Annotated in this window: 26 protein-coding genes; 15 read left to right on the plus strand and 11 right to left on the minus strand. The window is 62.2% G+C overall.

Annotated features, from left to right (window positions below; translation table 11 throughout):
• Window positions 1-19 precede the first annotated feature (19 nt).
• Window positions 20-580: a 16S rRNA (guanine(966)-N(2))-methyltransferase RsmD gene (gene rsmD / locus HF955_RS00855; RefSeq protein ID WP_367279768.1), complete on the plus strand. Its 561-nt coding sequence runs from the start codon at window positions 20-22 to the stop codon at window positions 578-580.
• On the opposite strand, the gene HF955_RS00860 is transcribed toward rsmD, so the two are convergent.
• On the minus strand, window positions 577-1,581 hold the full coding sequence (locus tag HF955_RS00860; protein WP_291077135.1) for a patatin-like phospholipase family protein: 1,005 nt from the start codon (window positions 1,579-1,581) through the stop codon (window positions 577-579). The two genes, rsmD and HF955_RS00860, sit on opposite strands and share 4 nt — an antisense overlap.
• 185 nt (window positions 1,582-1,766) lie before the next feature.
• Between HF955_RS00860 and HF955_RS00865 the strand changes: the two genes are divergently transcribed.
• From HF955_RS00865 to HF955_RS00885, 5 genes are read left to right on the plus strand one after another with little or no spacing between them, the layout of a single operon-like run.
• Entirely contained in the window at window positions 1,767-2,804 is a 1,038-nt protein-coding gene (locus tag HF955_RS00865) for a glycosyltransferase family 2 protein (RefSeq protein WP_291077136.1), read from the plus strand.
• Window positions 2,801-3,229: an NUDIX domain-containing protein gene (locus HF955_RS00870; protein WP_291077137.1), complete on the plus strand. Its 429-nt coding sequence runs from the start codon at window positions 2,801-2,803 to the stop codon at window positions 3,227-3,229. Before HF955_RS00865 ends, HF955_RS00870 begins: the two co-directional genes overlap by 4 nt.
• Window positions 3,230-3,268: 39 nt before the next feature.
• Entirely contained in the window at window positions 3,269-3,514 is a 246-nt protein-coding gene (locus tag HF955_RS00875; RefSeq protein WP_291077138.1) for a hypothetical protein, read from the plus strand.
• Between the two features lie 37 nt (window positions 3,515-3,551).
• Window positions 3,552-4,391, plus strand: a complete 840-nt coding sequence (locus HF955_RS00880) for a hypothetical protein (RefSeq protein WP_291077139.1) — start codon at window positions 3,552-3,554, stop codon at window positions 4,389-4,391.
• A 59-nt stretch (window positions 4,392-4,450) separates the two neighbouring features.
• Complete coding sequence (locus tag HF955_RS00885) at window positions 4,451-5,236, plus strand: SDR family oxidoreductase (protein ID WP_291077140.1); 786 nt, start codon at window positions 4,451-4,453, stop codon at window positions 5,234-5,236.
• 71 nt (window positions 5,237-5,307) lie between these two features.
• On the opposite strand, the gene HF955_RS00890 is transcribed toward HF955_RS00885, so the two are convergent.
• Genes HF955_RS00890 through HF955_RS00900 form a run of 3 tightly spaced genes read right to left on the minus strand, consistent with a single transcriptional unit; the run spans window position 5,308 to window position 6,003 of the window.
• Complete coding sequence (locus HF955_RS00890; protein WP_291077141.1) at window positions 5,308-5,607, minus strand: hypothetical protein; 300 nt, start codon at window positions 5,605-5,607, stop codon at window positions 5,308-5,310.
• 11 nt (window positions 5,608-5,618) lie between these two features.
• Window positions 5,619-5,789: a hypothetical protein gene (locus HF955_RS00895; protein ID WP_291077142.1), complete on the minus strand. Its 171-nt coding sequence runs from the start codon at window positions 5,787-5,789 to the stop codon at window positions 5,619-5,621.
• The gene (locus tag HF955_RS00900) at window positions 5,779-6,003 is read right to left on the minus strand and encodes a hypothetical protein (RefSeq protein WP_291077143.1); all 225 of its coding nucleotides are present in this window, start codon (window positions 6,001-6,003) and stop codon (window positions 5,779-5,781) included. Before HF955_RS00900 ends, HF955_RS00895 begins: the two co-directional genes overlap by 11 nt.
• A gap of 134 nt (window positions 6,004-6,137) precedes the next feature.
• Between HF955_RS00900 and HF955_RS00905 the strand changes: the two genes are divergently transcribed.
• Window positions 6,138-7,121, plus strand: a complete 984-nt coding sequence (locus tag HF955_RS00905; RefSeq protein WP_291077144.1) for a nitronate monooxygenase family protein — start codon at window positions 6,138-6,140, stop codon at window positions 7,119-7,121.
• A 72-nt stretch (window positions 7,122-7,193) separates the two neighbouring features.
• Here HF955_RS00905 and HF955_RS00910 read toward each other — a convergent pair whose 3' ends face one another.
• On the minus strand, window positions 7,194-8,408 hold the full coding sequence (locus HF955_RS00910) for a PQQ-dependent sugar dehydrogenase (RefSeq protein WP_291077145.1): 1,215 nt from the start codon (window positions 8,406-8,408) through the stop codon (window positions 7,194-7,196).
• A gap of 66 nt (window positions 8,409-8,474) precedes the next feature.
• The gene (locus tag HF955_RS00915) at window positions 8,475-9,464 is read right to left on the minus strand and encodes a D-2-hydroxyacid dehydrogenase (protein WP_291077146.1); all 990 of its coding nucleotides are present in this window, start codon (window positions 9,462-9,464) and stop codon (window positions 8,475-8,477) included.
• Here HF955_RS00915 and HF955_RS00920 point away from each other — a divergent pair.
• On the plus strand, window positions 9,444-9,857 hold the full coding sequence (locus HF955_RS00920; RefSeq protein ID WP_291077147.1) for a TIGR02301 family protein: 414 nt from the start codon (window positions 9,444-9,446) through the stop codon (window positions 9,855-9,857). The genes HF955_RS00915 and HF955_RS00920 overlap by 21 nt on opposite strands.
• On the opposite strand, the gene soxR is transcribed toward HF955_RS00920, so the two are convergent.
• On the minus strand, window positions 9,854-10,321 hold the full coding sequence (gene soxR, locus HF955_RS00925) for a redox-sensitive transcriptional activator SoxR (protein WP_291077148.1): 468 nt from the start codon (window positions 10,319-10,321) through the stop codon (window positions 9,854-9,856). The genes HF955_RS00920 and soxR overlap by 4 nt on opposite strands.
• A gap of 97 nt (window positions 10,322-10,418) precedes the next feature.
• On the opposite strand from soxR, the gene HF955_RS00930 reads away from it, so the two are divergent.
• From HF955_RS00930 to HF955_RS00950, 5 genes are all read left to right on the plus strand, one after another.
• A complete protein-coding gene (locus HF955_RS00930) occupies window positions 10,419-10,802 on the plus strand; it encodes a VOC family protein (protein WP_291077149.1) in 384 nt (127 codons plus the stop codon).
• Window positions 10,795-11,016: a hypothetical protein gene (locus HF955_RS00935; protein WP_291077150.1), complete on the plus strand. Its 222-nt coding sequence runs from the start codon at window positions 10,795-10,797 to the stop codon at window positions 11,014-11,016. Before HF955_RS00930 ends, HF955_RS00935 begins: the two co-directional genes overlap by 8 nt.
• A 25-nt stretch (window positions 11,017-11,041) precedes the next feature.
• A complete protein-coding gene (locus tag HF955_RS00940) occupies window positions 11,042-12,865 on the plus strand; it encodes a gamma-glutamyltransferase family protein (protein WP_291077151.1) in 1,824 nt (607 codons plus the stop codon).
• A 284-nt stretch (window positions 12,866-13,149) separates the two neighbouring features.
• Window positions 13,150-13,797, plus strand: coding sequence for a uracil-DNA glycosylase (locus HF955_RS00945; RefSeq protein WP_367279746.1), 648 nt, complete (start codon window positions 13,150-13,152; stop codon window positions 13,795-13,797).
• Between the two features lie 64 nt (window positions 13,798-13,861).
• Complete coding sequence (locus tag HF955_RS00950; RefSeq protein ID WP_291077153.1) at window positions 13,862-14,659, plus strand: hypothetical protein; 798 nt, start codon at window positions 13,862-13,864, stop codon at window positions 14,657-14,659.
• Between the two features lie 10 nt (window positions 14,660-14,669).
• Here HF955_RS00950 and smpB read toward each other — a convergent pair whose 3' ends face one another.
• Together smpB and dapA are read right to left on the minus strand one after the other, a co-directional pair.
• Window positions 14,670-15,149: an SsrA-binding protein SmpB gene (smpB, locus tag HF955_RS00955; RefSeq protein ID WP_035552979.1), complete on the minus strand. Its 480-nt coding sequence runs from the start codon at window positions 15,147-15,149 to the stop codon at window positions 14,670-14,672.
• Between the two features lie 9 nt (window positions 15,150-15,158).
• The gene (dapA, locus tag HF955_RS00960; RefSeq protein WP_291077154.1) at window positions 15,159-16,040 is read right to left on the minus strand and encodes a 4-hydroxy-tetrahydrodipicolinate synthase; all 882 of its coding nucleotides are present in this window, start codon (window positions 16,038-16,040) and stop codon (window positions 15,159-15,161) included.
• A 102-nt stretch (window positions 16,041-16,142) separates the two neighbouring features.
• On the opposite strand from dapA, the gene HF955_RS00965 reads away from it, so the two are divergent.
• Both HF955_RS00965 and HF955_RS00970 read left to right on the plus strand, forming a co-directional pair.
• Window positions 16,143-18,167 (plus strand): lytic transglycosylase domain-containing protein, encoded by a 2,025-nt coding sequence (locus HF955_RS00965; RefSeq protein ID WP_291077155.1) that lies wholly within the window; start codon window positions 16,143-16,145, stop codon window positions 18,165-18,167.
• 322 nt (window positions 18,168-18,489) lie between these two features.
• Window positions 18,490-20,724, plus strand: a complete 2,235-nt coding sequence (locus tag HF955_RS00970) for a TonB-dependent receptor (protein ID WP_291077156.1) — start codon at window positions 18,490-18,492, stop codon at window positions 20,722-20,724.
• A gap of 81 nt (window positions 20,725-20,805) precedes the next feature.
• Here the strand turns inward: HF955_RS00970 and HF955_RS00975 are convergent, their stop codons facing one another.
• Complete coding sequence (locus HF955_RS00975; RefSeq protein ID WP_291077157.1) at window positions 20,806-22,377, minus strand: acetolactate synthase large subunit; 1,572 nt, start codon at window positions 22,375-22,377, stop codon at window positions 20,806-20,808.
• Window positions 22,378-22,417: 40 nt separating this feature from the next.
• Complete coding sequence (locus HF955_RS00980) at window positions 22,418-24,292, minus strand: feruloyl-CoA synthase (RefSeq protein WP_291077158.1); 1,875 nt, start codon at window positions 24,290-24,292, stop codon at window positions 22,418-22,420.
• Between the last annotated feature and the right edge of the window lie 38 nt (window positions 24,293-24,330).

Here is a 24,330-nt window from a genome sequence, read left to right on the forward strand (position 1 = left end):
TAAAGGGATGGCTTGTCGAATGCGCATCATTGCCGGACAGCACAAGGGGCGGGCCATTGCCGCGCCAAAAGGACAGGGCACGCGGCCGACCGGGGATCGCGCGCGCGAATCCATCTTCAACATGCTGGCCCATGCCGACTGGGCGCCAGAAATCGAGGGCGCACGGGTGATTGACCTGTTCGCGGGCTCCGGCGCGCTGGGGCTGGAGGCGATGAGCCGAGGCGCGGCCTTCTGCCTGTTCGTGGAAACCGATCACGGCGCGCGCGGCGCGATCCGCGACAATATCGAGACGCTGGGGCTTTACGGGAATACGCGCCTGCACCGCCGCTCGGCCACCGATCTGGGCGAGAAACCTGCCGGCGTCGGCCAGCCCTTCACGCTGGCCTTTCTCGATCCGCCTTATCACAAGGGCCTGGCCGAGCCGGCACTCGCCTGTCTTGTCTCCGGTAACTGGCTGGACGAAGACGCGCTGGCAATCGTGGAAACCGGATCGGACGAGATGATCGCGCCCGAGGGCTGGGACGTGATCGAGACGCGCGACTATGGCGCCGCGCGGATCTGGTTCCTGAACCGGGCCTAACCTTCAAAGAATTCCTTGCGCAGATCGAGATGGGTCTGGTTCGTCCCGATCATCTCTCCACATTCGCCAAGCCAGGATTCGGCAGCGGCACGGCCCATGTTCCGGAGCTTGACCAGAAAATCCCAGCTCGTGTCGTATTTGGTCCGAAGGCTGAACTCCATGAGATCCTGTCCGCCCTTGATCGCATGAATGTTCAGACGGCGGTATTTCTTCAGCATTGGCTCCTTCAGCATGCCGTCATCCAGCAGGCGCTGCACGAAGGCGATGGCCCTCAACTCCCCGATCAGGGCCGCGTTGAAGCTGATCTCGTTCATCCGGTCCTGGATTTCACCGGCCCGTTTCGGGATGCCGTCGCGGCGGATCGGGTTCAGCATGACCAGCAACACGTCGCGCGGCGCACCGGAATAGATCAACGGGAACAGGCTGGGATTGCCCATGAACCCACCATCCCAATAGGCCTGTCCATCGATCTCCACGGCCTGAAACGTCTGAGGCAGGCAGGCCGACGCCAGCACCGTATCAAGGGAAATGTCGCCATCCTCGAACACGGTGACATGACCGGATTCGACATTTGTCGCCGACAGGAAGAGCTGGATGCCGGATTCGTCCACTTTCGAGAAATCGATGACATCCTTCACCACATCCCGCAGCGGATTGATGTTGAAGGGATTGAGATCGTAGGGGCTGGCAAGGCTCTGCACGGCGCTGGCATAGGCGAAGACGATCGGGCTGAGCGCGCCATAGGGTGTGACGCTGCGCCCGGACCGGGAGATGCCGTGCCAAAGCGCCTCCAGCGTATCCTTCGCCCCCTGCGTGCCATTCTCCGCCATGCCGGCGGAAAAGGCGACCGCATTCATGGCACCTGCAGACGTGGCGGAAATGGCGTTGATCTCGAGTCCGCCTTCCTCGACCAGGCGATCCAGGACGCCCCAGGTATAGGCGCCATGCGCGCCGCCGCCCTGAAGCGCCAGGCTGAGCTGTTTCGGCTTCTGCTTTGCCATACCGGAATCCCTGCTATTCTGGTGATATCGCACTTTGCAAGGCGCCGTCTTAATGGGACCTCACCAAAGCCATATGACGTTCCACCCGCCGGCTCCATGCCCGCTTTCCATTTGGCCCGCAGAATACGGGGCCTGCTGTCGAAACTGGCACAAGGCTTGCGTTGAAGCGGGCCTGTGCGAACCGGATGAACAGGTCTGACGCCGTGCCCTATGAGCCTCCAAAGCCCGTGATTTCCGTCATCATGGCGAATTACAATTGCGACGCGTTTCTGGAAAGCGCGATCCGGTCTGTGCTGAACCAGACCAATCCGGCGATTGAGCTGATCCTTGTGGATGACGGCTCGCGGGACCGCAGCGTGGAAATTGCCAAAGCGATCGCAAAGGAAGACGGCCGCCTGAAAGTGTTCAGCGGCACGCGCTTCGGCGGCCCGGCCCCGGTGCGGAACTACGCCCTGCAACAGGCCAAGGGGGACTGGATTGCCATTGTCGACAGCGACGACCTGATCCGTCCGGACCGGCTGGACCGCATGCTGCAGGCTGCCGAGGACACCGGCGCCGACATCCTGATCGACAATCTGGCCGTGTTCCAGTCCGACGGCCCGGCCAACATCACCACCATGTTCGAAGGCGACCTGCGCGAGCGGCCGGCCCGCATCATGGAGAGCGAATACATCAAGGCCAACATGCTGTACTCCCGCGGCAGCAAGCTGGGCTATGCCAAGCCACTGATCCGGCGCACGGCCCTGGACACGAACCAGATCCGCTACAATGAGACGATGCGCATCGGCGAGGATTATGACCTGATCGTGCGGCTGCTGTCGGCGGGTGCGCGCATGATGAGCATTCCGGACGTGATGTATTTCTATCGCAAGCATGGAAATTCCATTTCGCACCGGCTGGATGCAGTGGCACTGGACGCACTGGAGCAGACGGCCAGTGAAGCCCTTCGCCAGCCCACGCCGCATGCCGAAGTGACCGCCGCCCATGCGGCGCGCCTCAAATCCATTCGCCGCGCGGTGTCCTTTGACAGGATCATCGTGGCACTGAAGCGCAAGGATGTGCTGTCGGCGTTGCGCGAAATTTCGAACAATCCGTCCGTGATCCCGCTCCTGCGCCTGCCTGTTTTGCATCGGGTGTTGAAGCGAACGGGCAATCCGCTGGTGCGGTCCGATCCCCGTCTTGAAGCGGAACTGAATGGCCTGCGCGCACAGGGCACCGCGTGACCCCGACCGTGGCTGGCCGGGTCGTGCCTGCCGTCGGGACCGTATGTTTCAAGGGAAAGGACGTTCTTCTCATCCGCCGTGGAACACCGCCGCTGGCCGGTGACTGGTCCCTGCCGGGCGGGCGGATCGAACGTGGCGAGCGCGCCGAAGCGGCGGCCTTGCGGGAACTGGCAGAGGAAACCGGCGTGACGGCCCGCCTGATCGGCCTGGTGGATGTGGTGGACGCAATCTTCACCTCTCGCCGGACGGGCGCCGTGGCGCGGCATTATCTTTTGTTCGACTATGCGGCGGTCTGGGAAGCCGGGGAACCGTTGGCCGGAGACGACGCGGCCCATGCCGAATGGATCAGCCCCGACCGTCTGGCGCAACTCCCGCTATGGGACGAGACCCGCCGCATCATTGCTGCCGCCCACATGTTGGTCTGACGAGGAGATCATTGTCTGGGGCCGCGGAACGTACTATATATGTTCCAAGGAGACGAATGGATGCTCGCGACATTTTCTGACAAGAATATTGACGAGATGCTGGCGCTGACCAACGGCCATCTCGACCATTTGTCTTATGTCGCCAAATACATTCGTTTCAAAAATCCTCGCAAGCGCGTCACCCCAAAGACCGTGAAGCAGGCCTTGGCAGAGCTTGAAGGCGAAGGATACGCGCCGCCGCCCGCGAAACGGGATGCTGTGCCAGAGGTAACCGAGGGGGTCTGACGGGCCCGGCGCTGCACATCGGTCGGGGGGCCACACATTGTCGTCATCTGTTCTGTTGCTGCTTTTGCTGGCCATTCCCGGCCTGGCAGCCCGAGCGGGACGCAATTGGGTCATGCGGGTGCGCCAGCGGTCTCAGCGTGACCTGCTCAGCGTGATTTCACTGCTGGTCCCGCTTTCGCTGCTGTTCATCGCCATCGCACATCTGCTGCTCCACTGCACCGACTTGCGGGTTGCCCCCGCCGACTACGATGCGCTTATCGGCTCCAGCCCGGAGACTGGACCGCCCAGCCTGACCCGTTTCCTGCCCCTGCTCGCCTTGTCCACCGTCCTCGGATTCCTGTTTGGGGCTGTTTTCGGAAAGGTCGAGCTATGGCGTCTCGGGCCCAACAAGTTGGGCGCGCACCCACTGGATGCGTTGATGGGGGGAACCACGCTGCCGGTGGTGGGCGCCGCAGTTCTGACAACGACGCAAATCAACAACAAGCTGATCGTGTATTATGGTCGTTTGCACGGCATACAGATCGGTCCTGAGGGGAAAGTCGATTTTGTCGTGATCAGTGGCAAGATTACAAAGTCGCTGTTGTCCGATGGCAAGCACAAGTTTGCCGGTGGCACTGAACAGGATGGCTATCCGGTCACCAGGAAGCCGTTTCTCATTGTCGCCGATTCCGGCGCGAAGGCGGATGGTCAAAGGGTGAAGACTGATCGATTGCTGATTGAGTCGGAAGACATCGCAAACATTCATCTTGAATTGTACGACGACATCCTGAACGGGGACTGGCTGGATCAGTGCGCCTACTATATCGGCCGGAAAACCGGTTGGATTCGCGCCATCAGGCCGGAACCACCGCCAGTGGAGGCAAAATCGGAGGCTTGACCGCCCTTGCGTCACCCGCTTGATCAGCTGTGCAATCACAACACAGCGGAGGACACCAGATGACATACGCCCCATTCAACCTCGCAGGTAAGGTTTGCGTCATAACCGGCGGGAACAAGGGTATTGGCCTTGGCATGGCCGAGGCACTGGCCGCGTCGAATGCCGATGTCGTGATCTGGGGCCGCAAAACCGATGACAATGCCGCTGCCCTGAAAAAGCTGGAAGGCCTCGGCACGGGCAAGGCCGCTGCGAAACAGGTGGATGTCGCCGAAGAAGACCAGATCGTGAAGGCCATGGCCGAGACCGAGGAAGAGTTCGGACGGATCGACACCTGCATCGCCAATGCGGGCGTGGGCCGGGGCGCGAACAATTTCCACGAAATGACGCTGGAGACCTGGCAATACAATCAGCGCATCAATTCCGAAGGGGCCTTCATCACGCTACGCGAGGCCGCCAAATCCATGGTCGCCCGCGCCAAGGCCGGGGATCCAGGCGGGTCCCTAGTCGGGACCGCATCGCTGGCCGCCCTGTCCGGCGCAGCCCGCAACCAGGCCTATGGCCATACCAAGGGCGGCCTGATCGCCATGATGAATGCAATCGCTGTGGAATATGGCCGCTATCAGATTCGCGCCAATTGCGTCCTGCCGGGCTGGATTGCCACCGACATGACCGATGGGGCCCAGGACAGCGATGTCTTCAACAGCAAGGTCATTTCGCGCGTCCCGGTGCGCCGCTGGGGCCAGCCGGAGGATTTCGGCGGGATCGCCGTGTATCTGGCCTCCGATGCGTCGAGCTTCCATTCCGGCGACACGCTGCTGATCGACGGTGCCTACCAGAAATTCTGAGCCTGGCACGCTCCGACAAACAAAAAGGGCTGCCCGAGGGCAGCCCTTTCCGTATCCGGAAACCGAAGAGCTTACTCTTCCGGCTCTTCGTCCGTAGCTTCTTCAACAGCCTCTTCGACGGCTTCTTCCGCGTCAGACAGTGCGTCTTCCATGGCATCGCCTGCGTCTTCTGCAGCCGCTTCCATGTTGTCGCCAGCTTCGCTCAGCATGTCGCCGGTTTCGTCAGCAGCCTCGTCCACAGCGTCAGCAGCGTCATCCACTGCCTCTTCAACGGTTTCAGCAGCCGTCGTCTCTTCCGGAGCCGTCGTCTCTTCTGCACCGCAAGCAGCCAGAACAAGCGCTGCAGCACCGATAACCAGGAGTTGTTTCATACCTATTTCCCCTACTTCAGGCCAAAAATGACCGGGCAGACGTGTACCACCTGCCGACCATCACGAAAAGATGATTTCCGCTGATAGACACTGGCACTGTTTTCTGCAGGTTTCACGGTGAAATCTGCCAAACCGCGCCATCCAAAGGCATTTTTCAGCCTGATCGGGCGTTTATTCATCATCCAGATCGCCTTCCAGCTCGACTTCCGACCCGGCAAGTGTGGCTTCTTCGACCTCCAATTCGGCATTTGGCGTCCGATTCGGGTGATTCTGCGTGGCGTCATGCTCCGGCTCCACGACAATCTGCCGGCTCTCCAAGCCCGGCGGCTTTTCATGAGGGGCCACGCAACCCGCGGTCCACGCCATCAGGATCATGCCTGCGCCAATTCCTTTCATCCCTGTCTCCTTCGATTCTCCTTCGATGCCTCCGCCCCATTCTCGCCCGAGCCGGACGGAAGCGACTTGCGTTGACGCAAGGACGCCAGTCTAGGCTTCCACAAAATCAGACAAAACCCCGGGAGACGTCCACCATGGCCCTGAATACCGCACTTACAAAACTGCTGAACATCGAACATCCGATCATGCTGGCCGGCATGGGGGGCGTGTCCTATGCCGAAGTCTGCGCGGCCATGTGCAATGCTGGCGGCTATGGTGTGCTGGGCATGGCCGGTACGACCCCGGACTTCATCGAAGGCCAGATGAAACGTGTGCGTGAACTGACCGACCGGCCCTTCGGCGTGGACCTGCTGGCTGCCAGCCCGGAAAGCCTGGAGGAAAGCGTCGATGTCATCATCAATAATGGCGCTGACAGTTTTGTGGCCGGTCTTGGCGTGCCGATGCCGATCATGGAACGGCTGAAAAAGGCCAATGTGAAGGTCATGGTTGTCGGTGGCGCGGTCAAGCATGCGATCAAGGCCGAACAGGCCGGATGTGACGCCGTAATTTTGCAGGGCGGTGAAGGCGGTGGCCATACGGGCCTTGTCGGCACCATGCCGCTGGTCGCGCAGGCCGTGGAGGCCGTGAACATTCCGGTGATCGCAGCCGGCGGCATCTATGACGGCCGGGGCCTGGCGGCGGCACTGGCGCTGGGCGCGTGCGGCGTGTGGATGGGCACGCGCTTCATCGCCTCGACCGAGGCGCATGCCGCGCAAATGTACAAGGACACTGTGGTTGGCGCCGGGGATACCGACACGACCCGCACGCGCTGCTATTCCGGCAAGCCGATGCGCTGTCGGACGAATGACTATATCAAGGATTGGGAGAGCCGCCCGGAGGACATCCAGCCCTTTCCGCACCAGGCCATCCATTCCCATCAGACCGGCGTGATCGGCGGCATTGGCGGGATCACGGATGAAGCCAAACTCAATCCGGACTCGTCCTGTTTCGCGATGGGCCAGTCGGCTGGCGGCGTGAAGGAGGTCAAACCCGTGGCAGATATCGTCGGTGACATCATGCGGGATGCCGAGGGCGCCATTGACCGGATGGCGGCGCTGAAGGCGAAGGCCACCGCCTGATTCCGGCAACTGGGGTGACAGGGGTGACAGGAACAGCCGGGTCCTGGCGGCGCCCGGCTGTTCTTCATGATGTCAGTTCGATGCCGGGGTCAGCCGGATCAACCGTCCGCCTTCCTTGTCTTCAAGCACATAGAGCGCGCCGTCCGGGCCCTGTTCGACTTCACGAATGCGCTTGCCCCACTCATAGCGCTCGGCCTCCGTGGCGACCGGCTCTGTCTGACCGTCCTTGGGCGGCTGGCCCAGATTGTCCGTTGGCTGTGTTTCGAACGACACCCGGATCAGGGCTTGTGAGGACAGGCCTCCGATAAAGGCGTGCCCCTGCCACTCCTCGAACACGTCCCCGGAATAGAAGACGAGCCCGGCCGGACTGATGGCGGGGATCCAGGCGATGGCCGGATCCTCGAAGACGGGATTGCTTTCATGCGTGGGGATCGGCTTGCCGCTGTAGTGATCCCCTTCGGACACTTCAGGATATCCATAATTCTCGGACCGCACGATCAGGTTCAGTTCGTCGCCACCCTTCGGGCCCATTTCGACCACCCAGAGACGTTCCTGTGCGTCAAATGCAATGCCGAGCGGGTTGCGATGCCCCAGCGTCCAGACCTGATCCGTCACAGCCCCGTTGCCATGGAAGGGATTGTCTTCCGGGATCGAGCCATCCTGATTGATGCGGACGACCTTGCCGAGATTCGTCGCCATGTTCTGGGCCGGGGTGAATTTCTGGCGCTCTCCGGAAGCAATGAAGAGATGGCCTTCCGGCCCGACAGCGAGGCGATGCCCGTAATGTCCGTTGCCGGTCACTTTCGGGGACTGCCGCCAGATCACTTCGCGGTTTTCCAGCACACCGCCCTGCTCGGTCAGACGCAAGGTGGCGCGCTCGACGGCCGCACCGCTGAGACTGTCGTCGGCCGGGTCACGCTCGACATAGGACAGGAAGACCGTTCCATTTTCGGCAAATTCGGGATGAAGGATGATGTCCCCAAGCCCGCCCTGTCCCATGGCCTTGACCGACGGCACATTCGTAATCTCGCCGAGCTTTTTGCCGTCAGTGCCCAGCAGCCAGAGATTGCCGTCCTTTTCGGAGACCAGGGCACGGCCGTCCGGAAGGAATGTCATGGCCCAGGCACTGTCGAAGGTTTCGAGCGGCGTCGCGGTCAGGGGGGTGCCCTGCGTCCCGGTGACGGTCAGGGAATCGGGCGCCTGTTCGTGATGTTCAGCACTGGCGCAGCCGATCAGCAAGGCCGCGGCGCTCGCGCTCGCCAGGGCGCGCAGAATGGATGTGGTCATGGAAAGTCCTCCGGAGGCAGATATCTGCCCCGGAAAACGCGGGAGGACCCGTGCGGTTCCCGCAATTCAGTCGATGAATGTCTCCGGCGGAACAACATGTTTCAGAGGTTCACCTGCCAGATATCGCCCAAGATTGTCGAGGAAGGTCTCGTCGGCCCGCACATAGGTCGCCTGGGTCACTGCACTGTCATGCGGGGTGACGGCAATCTTCGGGTGACGCCAGAGTGGACTGGTCTCCGGCAATGGCTCCTCCGTCGTAACATCAAGCGCGGCAAAGGCAGGTCGGCCGGCATCGAGCGCCTCGACGAGCGCCGGCTCGTCCACCAATTGCCCGCGCCCCAGATTCAACAGAAGCGCATCCGGGCGCATCGCTGCCAGAAACTCGGCATCCACCATACCGGCTGTTTCCTCCGTCAGCGGAAGGCTGAGCAGGACAATGTCGGCCTGCTCCAGCTCGCTTTTGACAAGTGCCATGGGAACGATGTGGTCCGAGCCGTCTGCCGGACCGGGAGACCGCCGCGCCCCGGTGACATGTCCGCCGAGCAGCTGCACCCGCTTGCCGACTGCGGACCCGATGGAGCCGAACCCGACAATCAGCCAGCGCGAGCCCATCATTTCGCGCATTTCCAGCCGGTTCCATACAGCGTCGCCCTGTTGGGCGCGGTGCTGCGGGCCGCGCTTGAGAAAGTCGAAGGCCTGCCACAGCGCCCATTCGGCCATGGCTTCGGACTGGGTGTGATTGGTCGTATAGAGGCGGGAAATCTTTCCCACCGAAATCAGGGCCGCATTGTCGAGGCCCGCCGCCGAGGACTGGAACCAGTCAATCCCGCCGGTCTTCAGCACGGCAATCATGAAGTCCCTTGCATGATCGCCGAACCAGACATCGGTGTTGCCAAAGACAATGTCCGGCCGGATATCGTGCACGATCGTGCCATCCCCCGCATGCGAGAACAGGCCGTCCTCGTCCATGACAATGAACTCGACCTTGTGTTCAAGGCCCTTGAGCCTTTCACGAATGCGGGCAAAAGTCTTCGCATGAAGCAAACAGGTTTTCATGCCCTCCTGCTTAGCGCGCTCATGTTCTGCGGCGCAAGCGCAGCGCAATCGGATCTGCCGATGCGCGGACCGGATTATTTCCGGGATGCACGGGATCTGGCGGCAACACTGGGAGCGGCCCATGCCATACGCGTGAAGTGCAATGGCCGCGAAGACCAGTATTGGCGGCGCTACATGTCCGACATGCTGAAATATGAAGCACCTCATCGCGGGGCGGTGCGCAGCGGCCTGGTCGAATCCTTCAATGAGGCGTTCACCAGTGCCGGGCGGGTCTACCAGACCTGTGACAATCGCGCCGTCGAAGCCGAGGCGGATTTCGCCGTGAAAGGCCAGGAAATCGCGACCCGCATGGCGACCCACTATTTTCCGCAGCCCCCGGCGCGAAACGACTAGGATTCGGTCGACACCACGCTGACATCCTCCAGAAGGAAGCGCGGCCCGGTGCCGAGCCCTCGCGCACGATCCTCAGGATTGTAGAGCTGGCACTTCTTCAGCGACAGGCAACCGCACCCGATGCAGCCATCCAGCTTCCGGCGTGTGCGCTCCATCAGGGCAATGCGCTCGTCCAGCAAGTGCCGGAACGCCGTGCTGATCCGGGTCCAGTCCCGCTTGGTCGGCGTACGCCGTTCCGGCAGGGATGACAGGAGCTGGCCGATTTCCTCGATGGTCAGGCCGATCTGCTGCGCAATCAGGATGAAGGACAGGCGGCGTATGTCAGAGCGCAGGAATACTCTCTGACCGCCGGACGAGCGTTCGGGATGAACGAGCCCCCGCCCCTCATAGAACCGGATCGCCGAGACCGACAGGCCCGTCCGCGCCGCCACATCTCCGATTGTCAGCCCCTTCTGAACCGTCATGAAAAAAACTCCCAACTCGCGCTTGACCTCAACTTAAGTTGAGGAATTACGACAGCCTTATCAGAGATTTGATGAAAGCGAAATGGAGTTGAGACCAATGAGTATTGCCAAATTCGAACATGTGAATGTGACGGTCCGCGACCCGAAGAAAACGGCGTCCATGCTGACGAAGCTGTTTGGGTGGAAAGTGCGCTGGGAAGGCCCGTCGAAATATGATGGCTACACGGTGCATGTTGGCACGGACGAGGATTACATCGCGCTCTATACCCTGCCCCGACAGGACCAGCCGGAAGAGGAAAGCTATTACCGCACCGGCGCGGTGAACCATTTCGGCATCCTGGTGGAGGACCTCGACGCGACGGAACAGAAGATCCTCGACGCCGGCTATCGCACCCACAGTCACCAGACCTATGACCCCGGCAGCCGCTTCTATTTCCATGACCACGACAACATCGAATGGGAGGTTGTGAGCTATGCTTGATGGATTGATCCATGCCTATCTCGATACGGTTGGCCGGGCCTGGCAACCGCGCGACGCATTCCCGGGGGCCGACTGGGACTCGCTTCTGCCCCGAAGCGCGCTAAGCTCCTCTCAACAGAAAGCAGGAGAGACGGATGCCCATCACACGCGTCGTCGCGGCGACAGTTCTGGCTATCGGATTGTGCGCGTGCGCTACAGCGCCAGCGCAGGATGAGACACGCATCGACGCGGATGCGACAGTGAAACACAAGAAGGTGGTGCGGATAGAAGTCCGCAAGCCAGATGAGGCGAGCCAGCCGGGGCCGGGTGACCGGATGCCGGCGGGCCGCCCGCTGGGCACGCGCTCCTCCGTGGTAGCCCCGAATGGCGCGGCCGCCACGGCCCACCCGCTGGCAACCCAGACCGCGCTCGACGTGCTGAAAGCCGGCGGCTCGGCCGTGGACGCCGCGATTGCCGCGAACGCGATGCTGGGCCTTGTCGAACCGACAGGCAACGGCATCGGCGGCGACCTGTTTGCGATCGTCTGGGATCCGGAGACGCAGCAGCTCTACGGTTATAATGGCTCCGGCCGCTCGCCCATGGGCGCCACTCTGAACGACATGCAGGCCAAGGCCGACGAGTTCATGCAAGGCGAGGAGATCCCGCCCTTCGGCGCAGCGCCGGTGACCGTGCCCGGCACGGTCGATGGCTGGTACGCGCTGCATGACAAGTTCGGCAAGCAGCCGATGAACATGAACCTCGAACCGGCCATTCAGTACGCCCGTAACGGCGCGCCGATTCCTGAGGTCATCGCCTATTATTGGGGCCGCAATGCAACGCGCCTGCAGGAAGCGGCTGACAGCGGCATGCTGGAAGAGTTCGACAATGCGAAGGCGACCTATTTCTCGCCCGCCCCGAAAGAAGGCAGCCTGTTCCGCAATCCGGACCTCGCCGACACGCTTGAGCGGATCGCCTACAAGGGCCGGGACGAATTCTATTCCGGCGAAACCGCCCACATCATGGGCGACTATTTCGAACGGATCGGCGGCTTCCTGACCTATGAGGACTTTGCCGCCCATACCGGCGAATGGGTCGAGCCGATCTGTGTGACCTATCGCGGCGACTACAAGGTCTGCGAATTGCCGCCGAACACGCAGGGCATCGCGGCGCTGCAGATGCTGCAGATGCTCGAACGGTTTGACCTGCGCGGCATGGGCTTCGGCTCGGCCGACAGCATCATGGCGCAGGTGGAAGCGAAACGGCTCGCCTTTGCAGACCGGGCGGCTGGCTATGCTGATCCAGAAACGTCCGGGATTGATCCCGCTATCTTTGTTCGCCCCGGCTACAATGCTGAACGGGCAGACACGATTGACCTCGGTCAGGCGATGGCACCTCCTGCCCCCGGCTTCGCAGACGCAGATGCCAAGCTGAACGACGGCGACACGACTTACCTCACCGTCACCGACAAGGACGGCATGATGGTGTCGCTTATCCAGTCGAACTATCGCGGCATGGGCACGGGGCTCGTCGCGGATGGCCTCGGCTTCATGTTCCAGGATCGCGGGCAGCTGTTCAGCCTCGACCCGGACCATCCGAACGTGTTCGAACCCGCCAAGCGGCCCTTCCACACGATCATTCCGGCCTTCGCCTTCAAGAAGGACATGCCGGGCTGTCAGGTGCGCGCCGAGCCGATCGAACAGGCCTGCCGGTTCGAGCCATGGCTGAGCTTCGGCCTGATGGGCGGCGGCATGCAGCCGCAGGGCCATGTGCAGATCATCCTGAACCTCGTCGATTTCGACATGGGCCTGCAGGAAGCCGGTGATGCCGCGCGCTGGGAACATGTTGGCGGGTGCGAGCCAACCGATGACCTCAATGGCGACGCCTGCGAAACCGACATGGGTGTCGTGCATCTGGAAAGCGGCATCCCGCCGGAAACCCGCGCCGAACTGGAGGCCCGCGGCCACACGGTGGAATGCTGCAAGGCGAATGCAGGCGGCTATCAGGCCATCATGCGCGACTTCGAAAGCGGCGCCTGGATTGCCGCCACCGAAATGCGCAAGGATGGCAGCGCGGATGGGTACTAGCCTCCCCTCTCCCTTGAGAGAGAGGGGCCGGGGGTGAGGGAGCGCGGAGTCGATGACACGAAACTCGTCCACGCCCCGCGCCCGCCGTCTGCGACAGGACGCCAATGCCCCTGAACAGGTCGCGTGGCAGGCCTTGCGTGGACTTGGCTGGGATTTCCTGCGAGTTCCAGCTAGCGACGTGTTTGATGCCGACCATCTGATGGGTCTTGTGCAGGAGAGATTGGGACTATGACTTCAACTGTGTGCCCCCTCACCCCAGCCCCTCTCCCCGAGGGGAGAGGGGTATGAGTCCGGAAGCTCCCGCCGATTGTCCTCTATGCCCGCGCCTTGTGGCGTATCGGGAAGAGGTCGCCGTGAAAGAACCGGACTGGTTCAATGGCGCCGTGCCGAGTTTCGGGCCGGAGGATGCCGAATTGCTGATCATCGGCCTTGCGCCGGGCGTCACCGGGGCGAACCGGACAGGCCGGCCATTCACCGGCGACTGGGCCGGGGACCTGCTCTACGCAACCATCGACAAGTTCGGCTATTCAACCGGCACATATGATGCGCGGCCGGATGACGGGCTGAAGCTGAAGCGCGCCATGATCACAAATGCCGTGCGCTGTGTGCCGCCGCAGAACAAGCCGGTTGGCGCGGAGATCAATCAGTGCCGGCCCTTCCTGTCGGCCCGCATTGCGGCGCTGCCGAAGCTGAAGGCGATGATCTGCCTCGGCAAGATTTCCCATGATTCCACGGTACGCACGCTGGGCCTGAAACTGAAGGATCACCCCTTTGGCCACGGCACGCATTATGATGTGGCGTTCGAAGGCCGGCCGCTGGCGCTGATCTCGTCCTATCATTGCAGCCGCTACAACACGAATACCGGTCGCCTGACGGCAGAGATGTTCGAGGATGTGTTTGCGATGGCGAAGAGTGTGACCGATCCGGCCTAAGGGAGTTGCCATCGCCGTACTTTCCGTTTATCGATAATATCGTTATTCGATAAAGGATTGTCCGATGCCCAGATATGCCGCTCCGCTGCTTACATGCGTTTTCGCATTGGTTTTTCTCGGCACCGGTGTCGCGCATGCCGCAAAGCTCGAAGTTGACCCGGACGCGCCCCTATGGATCAGGCTCGCCACGGACGCCCTGCTTTATGCCCATATTGGTGGCGGCGCGGTGGGGCTCGTATCCGGCGTCGCAGCGATTGCAGCACGCAAAGGCCGGGCCATGCACCGCCTTGCGGGGAAAGTCTTCTTCGTTTCGATGTTCATCACCTATCTGATCGGCGCAGGCGTTGCGCCGTTCCTTGAGGAGGGCCAGCGCCCAAACTTCGTGGCCGGCATCCTGGCCTTGTACCTGCTCATCACGGCTCTGCTCACAGTTCGCCAGCGCGGGCCTGTCCGGGTCAATTGGCGGCATTATGCAGGACTGGTGACGGCGCTCGGCATCACGCTGATGGGCGTTGTGTTCATGCAAATGGGCGCGAACAGCCCAAGCGGCACCGTAGACGGCTCGCCGCCCCAAGCCTTCATCCTGTTCATTGTCGCCGGCAGCATTGCCGCGTTTGGCGAATTGAACGTGATCGTGAGACAGGCGCTGTCCTACACGGCGCGCATCTCCCGCCACCTCTGGCGCATGTGCTTCTCGATGTTCATCGCATCCGGCTCACTTTTCCTGGGGCAGCCGCAAGTGTTTCCCGAGGGCTTCAACCAGACCGCCTGGCCCTTCCTGCTGGCCTTTGCACCGTTGATTGCGCTGATTGTCTGGCAGGGCCTGCTGAGGCTTCGCGGCGAGAAGTTGCGCGCTGCTTGAGCGGCATTCCTCACCCCTCTTTCAGGATCCGCGCCTTCTGTCTCTGCCAGTCGCGTTTGGCCTCGACTTCGCGCTTGTCATGGCTCTTGCGGCCGGTCGCGAGGCCGATGAGGAGCTTGGCGAGACCGCGCTCGTTGAAATAGAGCTTCAGAGGCACGATGGTGCGCCCAGCCCGGTCGACCGACTGGGAGAGTTTCGCCAGTTCGCGCTTTGACACGAGCAGTTTCCGCTTGCGCTTCGGCTCATGATTGAACCGGTTGGCGGCATTGTAGATCGGGATGTCCGCATTGATCAGGTAGAGGCCGCCATCTTCCGGGCTGACATAGGCTTCGGCGATGTTGGCCTTGCCCTGGCGCAGGGATTTCACCTCTGACCCGACCAGCATGATGCCAGCCTCCAGCGTATCCTCGACCGCATAATCGCGGCGGGAGCGGCGGTTTTCCGCGACCAGCCCATCCGAGCGGCCCTTGGTCTGACTCTTCTTTGCCATCGCCCTGATTTAGGCGTTCAAACCCGCAAGCGCCATGGCCTGATCGATTTCAGCCCGCTTTTCTGCAGATGGCGCGGTGAGCGGCAGGCGCACCTCATCGGTGCACAGGCCCAGTTTCGACAGGGCATATTTCGCTGGCCCCGGCGAGGGCGAACAGAACATCGCCTTGTGCAGCGCGATCAGCTTGCGCTCGATGGCGCGCGCTTCGGCCAGATTTCCCGCCTGAAAGGATGCATGCATTGCGGCACATGCCTCTGGCATCACATTGGCGGTGACCGAGATGCAGCCCATGCCGCCCATGGCAAGGTGGCCGAGGGCGCTTGGGTCATCGCCGGACAGCTGCACGAATTGAGTGCCTTCGGGAATGGCAGCGGCATGCTGGCTGACACGCTCCATGTCGCCGGTAGCATCCTTGATGCCGACAATATTGGGCAATTGGGCCAGGCGCGCGACGGTATCCGGCGCAAGGTCAACCACTGTGCGGCCGGGCACATTGTACAACAGAACCGGCAGGGCCACGGCGTCATTGATGGCGCGGAAATGGGCCTCAAGGCCTTCCTGATTGGGATTGTTGTAATAGGGGCAGACGACCAGCGCGGCATCGGCGCCAACGGTCTTGGCATGCTGGACCAGATCGATCGCCTCATCTGTGGCGTTGGCCCCGGCCCCGGCAATCACGGGCACGCGGCCTTTGGTAATTTCAACACAAAGCGTTACGACATCCTTATGCTCTTGCGTGGAGAGTGTGGACGTCTCGCCCGTGGTGCCGACCGGCACGAGCGCGCTGGAACCGCCGGCAATCTGGCGCTCTACCAGCGCAACGAATGCGTCCCGGTCAACGGCACCATTTTTGAAAGGTGTGACGAGCGCTGGGATTGAGCCATGAAACATCGTAAATTTGCCGCGATTCAGGTGTTGTTTGGTTTGATCGAGTATGAATCGCCAATGCCTTCTCACGCTTTGGCCAAGAAATAAACTCTGCTGAGCCGTTTCATGATGCGACCCGTTGCCATTATTGCCTCCCTTGCCGTCCTGTCACAGGCTGCTGCAGCCGCTGGCGTGCCCGAAGCGCCAAGCCTGAAACCGGCCCGCCCCTATGTTTCGTCCGTCACGGACGCCCGCAATGCCGAGATCCTGCACAAGGCGCTGCGGGCCGCAGACCGCTATGACTGGCCGACGGTGGCGCATCTGCAGACGCAGGCATCGGACCCGGACGTGCGAAATGTGATCATGTGGGTGCGCGCCAGCCGCGGCGTGCCCGGCATGAACTTCTCGGAAGTGTCCTATGCGCTGGAAACGCTGAGCGACTGGCCGAAAACGGTCGCCATGCGCCGCCGCGCCGAGGAAATCATCGGCCTGTCCTCCTACAGCCACAAGGAACGGATCGACTGGCTGACAGCCTCCGGGCCGGTCACGGGCGCCGGCAAGATCGCCCTGGCAGACAGCTGGCGCGCCATTGGCGAGCCGGCCAAGGCGCTGGAGGCGGTGCGCGACGCCTGGCACAACAATTCCCTTGAACGCGATGTCGAACGTCAGGTTCTTTCCACCTATGGCAAGCAACTGACCCAGGATGATCACCGCGCCCGGGTCGACTTCCTGCTGTGGACCAACCAGCGGACCGCCGCGTCGAAACTGAAATACCTGCTGACCGACGACTATCGCAAACTTGTGGATGCCCGTATTGCGCTGGCCGCACGTTCGCGGAATGTCGATGCCTTGGTCAATGCCGTCCCGGCCCATCTGCAGGACAATCCCGGACTGCTCTATGAGCGCGCCCGGTGGCGCCGACAGAAGCTGCGCAATCAGGATGTCGCGACGCCATTGCTGACCGGGATCGATGGCAATGATGTACCGGCCGCCGGTCGGTCCCGGTTGTGGGACGAGCGCAACATCGCCATCCGCACCGACCTGAAGGAAGGCAACTGGACCCGCGCCTATCAGCTGGCCGCACCGCATGGCATGGATAGCGGCGGTGACTTTGCAGAGGCAGAATGGGTCGCGGGCTGGATTGCCCTTCGCCTGAAGAACGATGCGGGCCGCAGCCTCGATCACTTCGAGACCATGTCGGACGGGGTGTCGACGCCGATCAGCCTGGCACGCGGCAAATACTGGTCGGGCCGCGCCCACGACGCGCTGGGCCAGACCGATGCGGCGCGGACCGACTACACATCCGCAGCGGAACACAAATTCACCTATTATGGCCAGTTGGCAGCAGAACGCCTGGACGACAAGAAACTCGCCTTCCCGAAATCGGCAGAACCGACCGAAGCCGAGATCGAAGCGTTCGAAGCCCGCCCGATGGTGCGTGCCCTGCGCCTGCTGGGAGAGAGCGGTGAGGAACGCCTGTTCCGCGAGTTCGCCTATCACCTGGACGACCTTCTGGAGACCGAAAGCGAATACCTTCTGCTGGCCCGAATGGCCACGGAATACCAGGTTCCGGATGTCGGCGTGCGCGGGGCCAAGGCCGGACTTGCCAAGGGCATTGTCTCGACCGATGCGGCCTATCCGGTGGTTGCCTATCCGCTGCTGCGCGAACCGCAGGTGGAACGCCCGCTGATGCTGGCCCTGTCGCGCCAGGAAAGCGAGATGAACCCGAATGCGATCAGCCATGTCGGCGCACGCGGCCTGATGCAGTTCATGCCGGCCACGGCCCGCAATGAAGCGCGTCTGCGCGGCCTGCCGTATCGCACGTCCTGGCTGACCGATGATCCGGGCTACAACATGACGCTGGGCGGCCAGCATCTCGATACGCTGCTGTCGCAATTCAATGGCAGCTACATCATGACCGCTGCAGCCTACAATGCCGGGCCGAGCCGTCCGCGCCAGTGGATCGGCGATTATGGCGATCCACGCACCGGGCAGGTCGATCCGGTGGACTGGGTGGAATTCATTCCATTCTCGGAGACGCGCAACTATGTCCAGCGCGTGCTGGAGAATACACAGGTCTACCGTCACCGCCTTCTCGGCGAACCGGTCGAAATCCAGATCGAGGAAGACCTGAAGCGCGGACGGGAATAGGAACGCAGGCCATCCGGGACGCCTGAAAGAGGGCCGATCAGGAGCGTCGAAGGCCAGCCTCTCCCACGTCTCGGATGGTCGCATGGCCCCATGCGCCCGGAGGCAGCTTCCGCCTTTCGCGCATTTCGATTTCATTGCTGCGACACGATGCCCGGATACAAACGACTGCATCTGGATGCCGCCCGTAGGTAACGATTATGCAAGCCAATTCCCTCGCGTAAGGGGCCCAACTCCCAATATTTGCGAGCTTGACAAGCCAGCCCACTCAATCGAGAAGCTTGCTTAATAAAACCTACTTGCATAATTCGGGAGGAATTGAGACATGGCGCAACCGCGTTCGATCAAGAATGTGCTCTACTCAGCAGCTGCGGCAACGGCGCTGGGATTGTTGGTACCCGCACAGGGCTGGGCTCAGGAAGACACGCCGGAAACTGAATCCGGTGCGCTGATGCTGGACGAACTGGTCATCACGGCCCGGAAGCGCGAGGAAAGCCTGCAGGACGTTCCGATAGCCGTGACCGGCATTGGCGGTGACCAGCTGCGCGACGAGCAGATTACGGACCTGTCGGAAATCGCCCTTCAGGTGCCGAGCTTCACCTTCCAGTCCCAGAACAGCATGGAATCGGAGATGTTCATTCGGGGCGTCGGTTCGGTACGCCTGAATGGCGCCACGGCAGACCCCTCGATCGGCACATTCCTCAATGAGGTATATGTCGGCCGCCGTGGCTCTGCGACGCCTCCGATCTTCGACCTGTCGCGAGTGGAAGTCCTGCGCGGCCCGCAGGGCACTCTGTTCGGCAAGAACATTGTGGGCGGTGCAATCAATCTGATTACCGCAGCGCCGCAGGACGAGTTCGATGCCGGAGGCTCTCTGTCCATCGGCAATTACTCCAGCGTTCTGGCTGAGGGCTTCGTCACCGGACCCGTAACGGACACGGTGTCGGCCCGCCTGGCGCTGTTCCGCGAAACCCATGACGGCTACGCCAAGAACATCGTCACCGGACAGGATCTTGAAGACAAGGATTCCACAGCTGGCCGCCTGTCGGTGAACTGGGATGCCTCTGACACCGTATTCGTGTCGATTGTCGCCGATTACAGCCAGGATCGCGCCGGCGGCCCGTCCCGTCATGCCGTCGATGATCCGAAAACGCCGGGCTTTGGCTTCATCACGCCAAACATTCCGGAAGACCCGCGTGTGAACGTCTCTCCCTATGATCAGTATGCCGACCGGGACACCGCCGGCCTGACCGGACGCGTCGAATGGGATATCGGCGACATGTCGCTGGTCTATCTGGCAGCCTATCGCTATGGACAGGGAGACGGGCGCTGGACACAGGCAGGCGCGGGCTCTCCCCCCTCCATCACGGACAGCACGCTTACCCAGCATGAACTCTATCAGGGCGTCACGCAGGAACTCCGCCTCGCCTCCTCCCAGGACAACGCTTTGCGCTGGATCGCTGGCCTGTATTACCTGGACGAGAATGTGAAGCGCGTGTCCCGCAACACCGCCACATCCTTCCTCCCCGGTGGCCCCGGCGGGACACGTGACTCGCTCGACGGAGACAACATCTATCTGGGTTACAGCGACACGGCCAGCTATGCCGTATTCGGGGAGATCGAGTATGATCTCACCCAGGACCTGACCCTGGCCGTGGGCGGACGTTTCACGACCGACAAGAAGGATCTCGATACGCGTGCCGTCATTCTGGACTACGGCCTGCCGGGAGACATCCTGTCTCCGGCGCCGCTGCAGGAAGAATATGACGTCGTACAAAGCGAAGAATGGTCGGAATTCACGCCGAAAGTGGCACTGAACTGGACTCCGACCGAGAATGCGCTGCTGTATGCCTCCTATGCCAGCGGCTACAAGGGCGGCGGCTGGCAGGGCGCAACAGCGAATGCCATCGCAGCGGCCACCCCCTATGATCCGGAATCTGCCGCGACCTATGAGGTTGGCCTGAAGGCGGAATGGTACAACAACCGCCTCCGCACAAATCTGGCCGCGTTCTATACCGACTTCACCGACCTTCAAGTGGAGCTGCTGGACGATGTGAACCTGACGCTGGTTGTGGCCAATGCGGCAGATGCCGCCATCAAGGGGGTGGAGTATGAAGTCCGCGTCCTGCCGACCGAATGGCTCACCCTGTTCGCGGCAGGCTCCTTCCTCGATACGGAATACAAGGATTACATCGATCCGCTCCGTGGCATCGACTATAGCGGCAACCAGCTGCAACGGACGCCCGACTTCCAGTACACGATCGGCGCCGATGTCGACCTCCGCCTGACGGACTCGCTCGATTTCGTGGCGGCCCTCAACTATTCCTATCAGGACCAGATGTTCTGGGGCCCGGACAATCACAATGAAGAGCCGGGCTATGGCCTGCTGAACGGCCGGATCGGCGTCGCGTCCGCTGACGGACGCTGGACGGCCACGATCTGGGGCAAGAACATGTCCGATGAGCTGTATCGCGTCAGCATCATTCCCTTTGCCGGGGATGAAGTCTCCGTCTTCGGGGCGCCCCAGACCTATGGCGTCAGGTTCTCGGCCCGCTACTAGACCGGCAACACGCGCAAACAGAAAGGGCGATACGGCACTTGGGGCCGTGTCGCCCTCTTTCCTTTGCGGGGTACCTGTCCCCTATCTGGCCGGCACATGGGCCGCGATCAGCCGGGGGCCGTCCGACGCAAACGCCCGCTCGAGGGCCGTGTCAAACTCTTCCGCTGTCGTTGCATTTACCGCGGGCACACCCTGGGATTCCGACAGTTTCACCCAGTCGATCTCCGGGTGACCCAGCCCCAGCAATTCCTGCGCAGCCGGCCCCGGATTGCCGGCGCCGGTCCGGGCCAGTTCAATGTTCAGGATGCGGTAGGAATGGTTGACGAAGACGACATTGACCACATTCGCACTCTCCCGCGCCATGCTCCACAGGGCCTGGTTGGTATACATGCCGGCACCATCCCCCGTGATGCAGAGGGTCTTGCGGTCAGGGGCTGCCAATGACGCCCCCAGTGCGAGCGGCATGCCCTGCCCGATTGCACCCCCGGTCAGCATCATCCAGTCGTGCGGACGGGCGCGCTGCGTCATCAGGAAACTCGGCAGGCCATTGGATACACCATCATCCGAAACGAAGCAGCCTTCGGGCATGTGGCGCGCAATGGACGCGCCGATGGCTGCTGCGTTCAGTGTGCCGGTAGGCGCGCCCGGCAGGTCCAGTTCGGCCATGGGCGCGGCGTCTCTTACGCCGAGCGCGTCGGCCAACGCAGCGAGAATGGCTGCACTGTCCGTATCCGGTCCGCCGATCATCATGGGCGTGCAGCCCTCCGGGACCAGCACGCTGGGCTTGCCGGGATAGGCAAAGAAGGCCACCGGCACCTGCGTGCCCGCGATCAGCATCAGATCTGAGCCTTCGAGATCTGCCATCGCGCCTTCAGCGAAATATTGCATCCGGTCCGGCACGAAGCGGCCCGCACCGCGTGCCTGTCGCGGGAAGAACGTGTCGGTCAGCACCCGCACACCGGCTGCCTTCACCCGCGCGGCCTGGGCCAGCCCGGCTTCGGTCAGCGCCGTGCCGTTGATGATGACGACCGGTTTGCTGGCGGCCTTGACGGCTGCTGCAGCAGCATCGATGGCGGCGGGACCCGGCTGGCGCAGAGCGGGACGGGTTCGCTTCGCGCCGGGCCTGCCTCCCTCCAGCCAGGCGGTGTCTGCCGGCAGGATCAGCGAAACCGGACCGGGCTGCGGCCCGAAACTGGCTTCCCAGGCCTGCGCGGCGAGGTCGCCCGCCTTCGCCACCGCATCAGCTGACTTGATCCAGCGGGAATTTGGCCCGGCCATGCCGATCACATCCGAGGCCAGCGGCGCATCATAGCGCTGGTGCGGCACGGCATGATCGCCAATCACGTTGATCATGGGTGTCCATGCGCGGCGGGCATTGTGAATGTTCGCCCCGCCATTGAGATACCCTGCCCCGAGGTGCAGCAAAGTCATGGCCGGCATGCCGGTCACCCGGGCATGCCCGTCCGCCGCGCCGGTGGCGACGCCTTCGAACAGGCACAGCGTCGACTTTATGCGCGGCTCATGGTCCAGCGCCGTGACGAGGTGCATTTCCGACGTGCCCGGATTGGCGAAGCAGGCGGTCACGCCATGATCTGCCAAGGTCGAAACAAGCGCTTCGGCGCCTGTCAGTGTCTGAATTGGCTGGTCTGTCATCCGGTGTCCCTTGTGTCGTGTTTGTTCTGGTTCGTGAATTCTAGAGGATCAGGAGGTTCGCAGGTGCCGGTTCGGCGTCCTGGTAGAGCCGCTCCACCTCACCCTGTCGCAGGGCCTGTGTGCGGGACTGGTTGATGTAACCCTTCTCCGTGATCTCCCCATTGTCCGCCAACGGCGGAGTTGCCTGCAGGAGGACGCGCGCAACACGCGCCGAGACATTGGGGTGAGCCTTGTTGTGTGCCCCCAGCCCTTCGCGAATCCGGTCATGGACTGCGGGATGGTTGACGAGTTCCGCCAAAGGCAGGTCCTCGCCGACCAGACGCCGGCACCAAGCCTCGTTCAGGAAACCAAGCAAGCGGATGTCGTTCTGGTTCAGACCGCACACGACGGCGTCCGACAGCGCGCCGCCAGTTGCAGCCACAGCCTGCACGCGCACAGTCCCCGCCGACACCCAGGTGCCATTGGCCAGCTTGAATTCTTCCGCCGTGCGCCCGTCGAAGGCGAGCCCGCGCTCCGGGCGATCCGGATCGATAAATTTCACGGCATCGCCAAGCTTGTAGCAGCCTTCCTCGTCAAAGGCCTCGGCGGTCTTGGTGTCGTTGCGGAAATAGCCCGGCGTGACGTTCACGCCTTTCACCCGCAATTCCATCTTTTCCGCATTCGGCACCATCTTGAACGTATTGCCCGGCAGGGGCAGTCCGATCAGACCCATCCGGTCATTTGGCCAGTGGACATTGGAGGCCGTCGGCGCCGTCTCGGTCGCGCCATACCCTGCGGACAGGGAAATGCGTTCGCCCGTGATCCTTACGGCCACGGCCTGAATACGCTCATAGATATCCTGCCCCATCGAAGCACCGCCATATGCCATGCAGACAAGACGCCTGAAAAACACCTCCGCCAGCTGATCATCGCGCTCAAGCTCTGTTGCCAGGGCGGCCCACGCCGCCGGCACCGTCGTGTGCTGGGTCGTGGAGACATCTTTCAGGTTTCGCAACATGTCCGGCAGGCGCGCCGGGGTTGGTGCCCCCTGGTCAATGTAGAGCGTACCGCCCCAGTCCAGCATGTTATGCAGAATGGCATGCGCGCCATAGGTGTGGCTCCACGGCAGGAAGTTGCACATGACCTGCGGGCCACCGGTGATCTCGTCCAGACGCGCTTCGTCCCAGACGGACCGGATCATGCGGGCATTCGAGGCCACCATGCCCTGCAGGTTGATCACGGCCTTGGGCTCCCCTGTGGAGCCGGAGGTCATCATGTATTTCGCGACCGTGTCCGGAGTCAGCCGGTCATAGGCTGCATCGACGGCTTCGGTTGGCGCGCGCATGAATTGTTCGAGACGGATGGCTTCGCAGCGCTCCGGCGCGCGGCCGCTATAGATGACAAGCCGCCCCTGCAGGTCCATCCCGTCCAGTGCGCGCTGATAGTCTGCACCATCTTCGACATAGATGAATTTCGGTCGGGTCAGACCGTCAATGTATTTGAGCCGTCCCAGATCTTCACTCAGCAGCGCATAGGCTGGCGTCACCGGCACAGCGGGGCTGCCGGCCCACATGGCCGCGTACATGATCAGTGCATTGGCGATGGAATTGCGCGACAGGATCATCAGTGGCGCGTCCTGCCCTGCGCCGGCATCCAGAAAACCCTGCACGAGGCGGCGCACGGACTCGAGACCGGCGGCATAGGTCATCGTGTTCCAGCCCTCGGCTGACGGATTTTCCGGATCGCGCTCTGCCAGCCAGACCGTGTCCGGCCGATGTTTGGCCCAGTGCACCAGCGGCGCCAGCATGTGCGGCGGGCAGGCTTTCAGCGGCTGGCCGCTGTTCAGATAGATCGTGCCATCCGGCCGGCGGTCGACCTCCAGCTTGAGTGGCAGATAGGGCACTTCGCGGAAGGGTATGTCCAACGTGTCTGGCATAGTGAGCGCGTTTCTTCCCGTGATGGTTTTTTCTGTCC

It is taken from the genome of Hyphomonas sp., assembly GCF_017792385.1.
Lineage (GTDB): Bacteria > Pseudomonadota > Alphaproteobacteria > Caulobacterales > Hyphomonadaceae > Hyphomonas.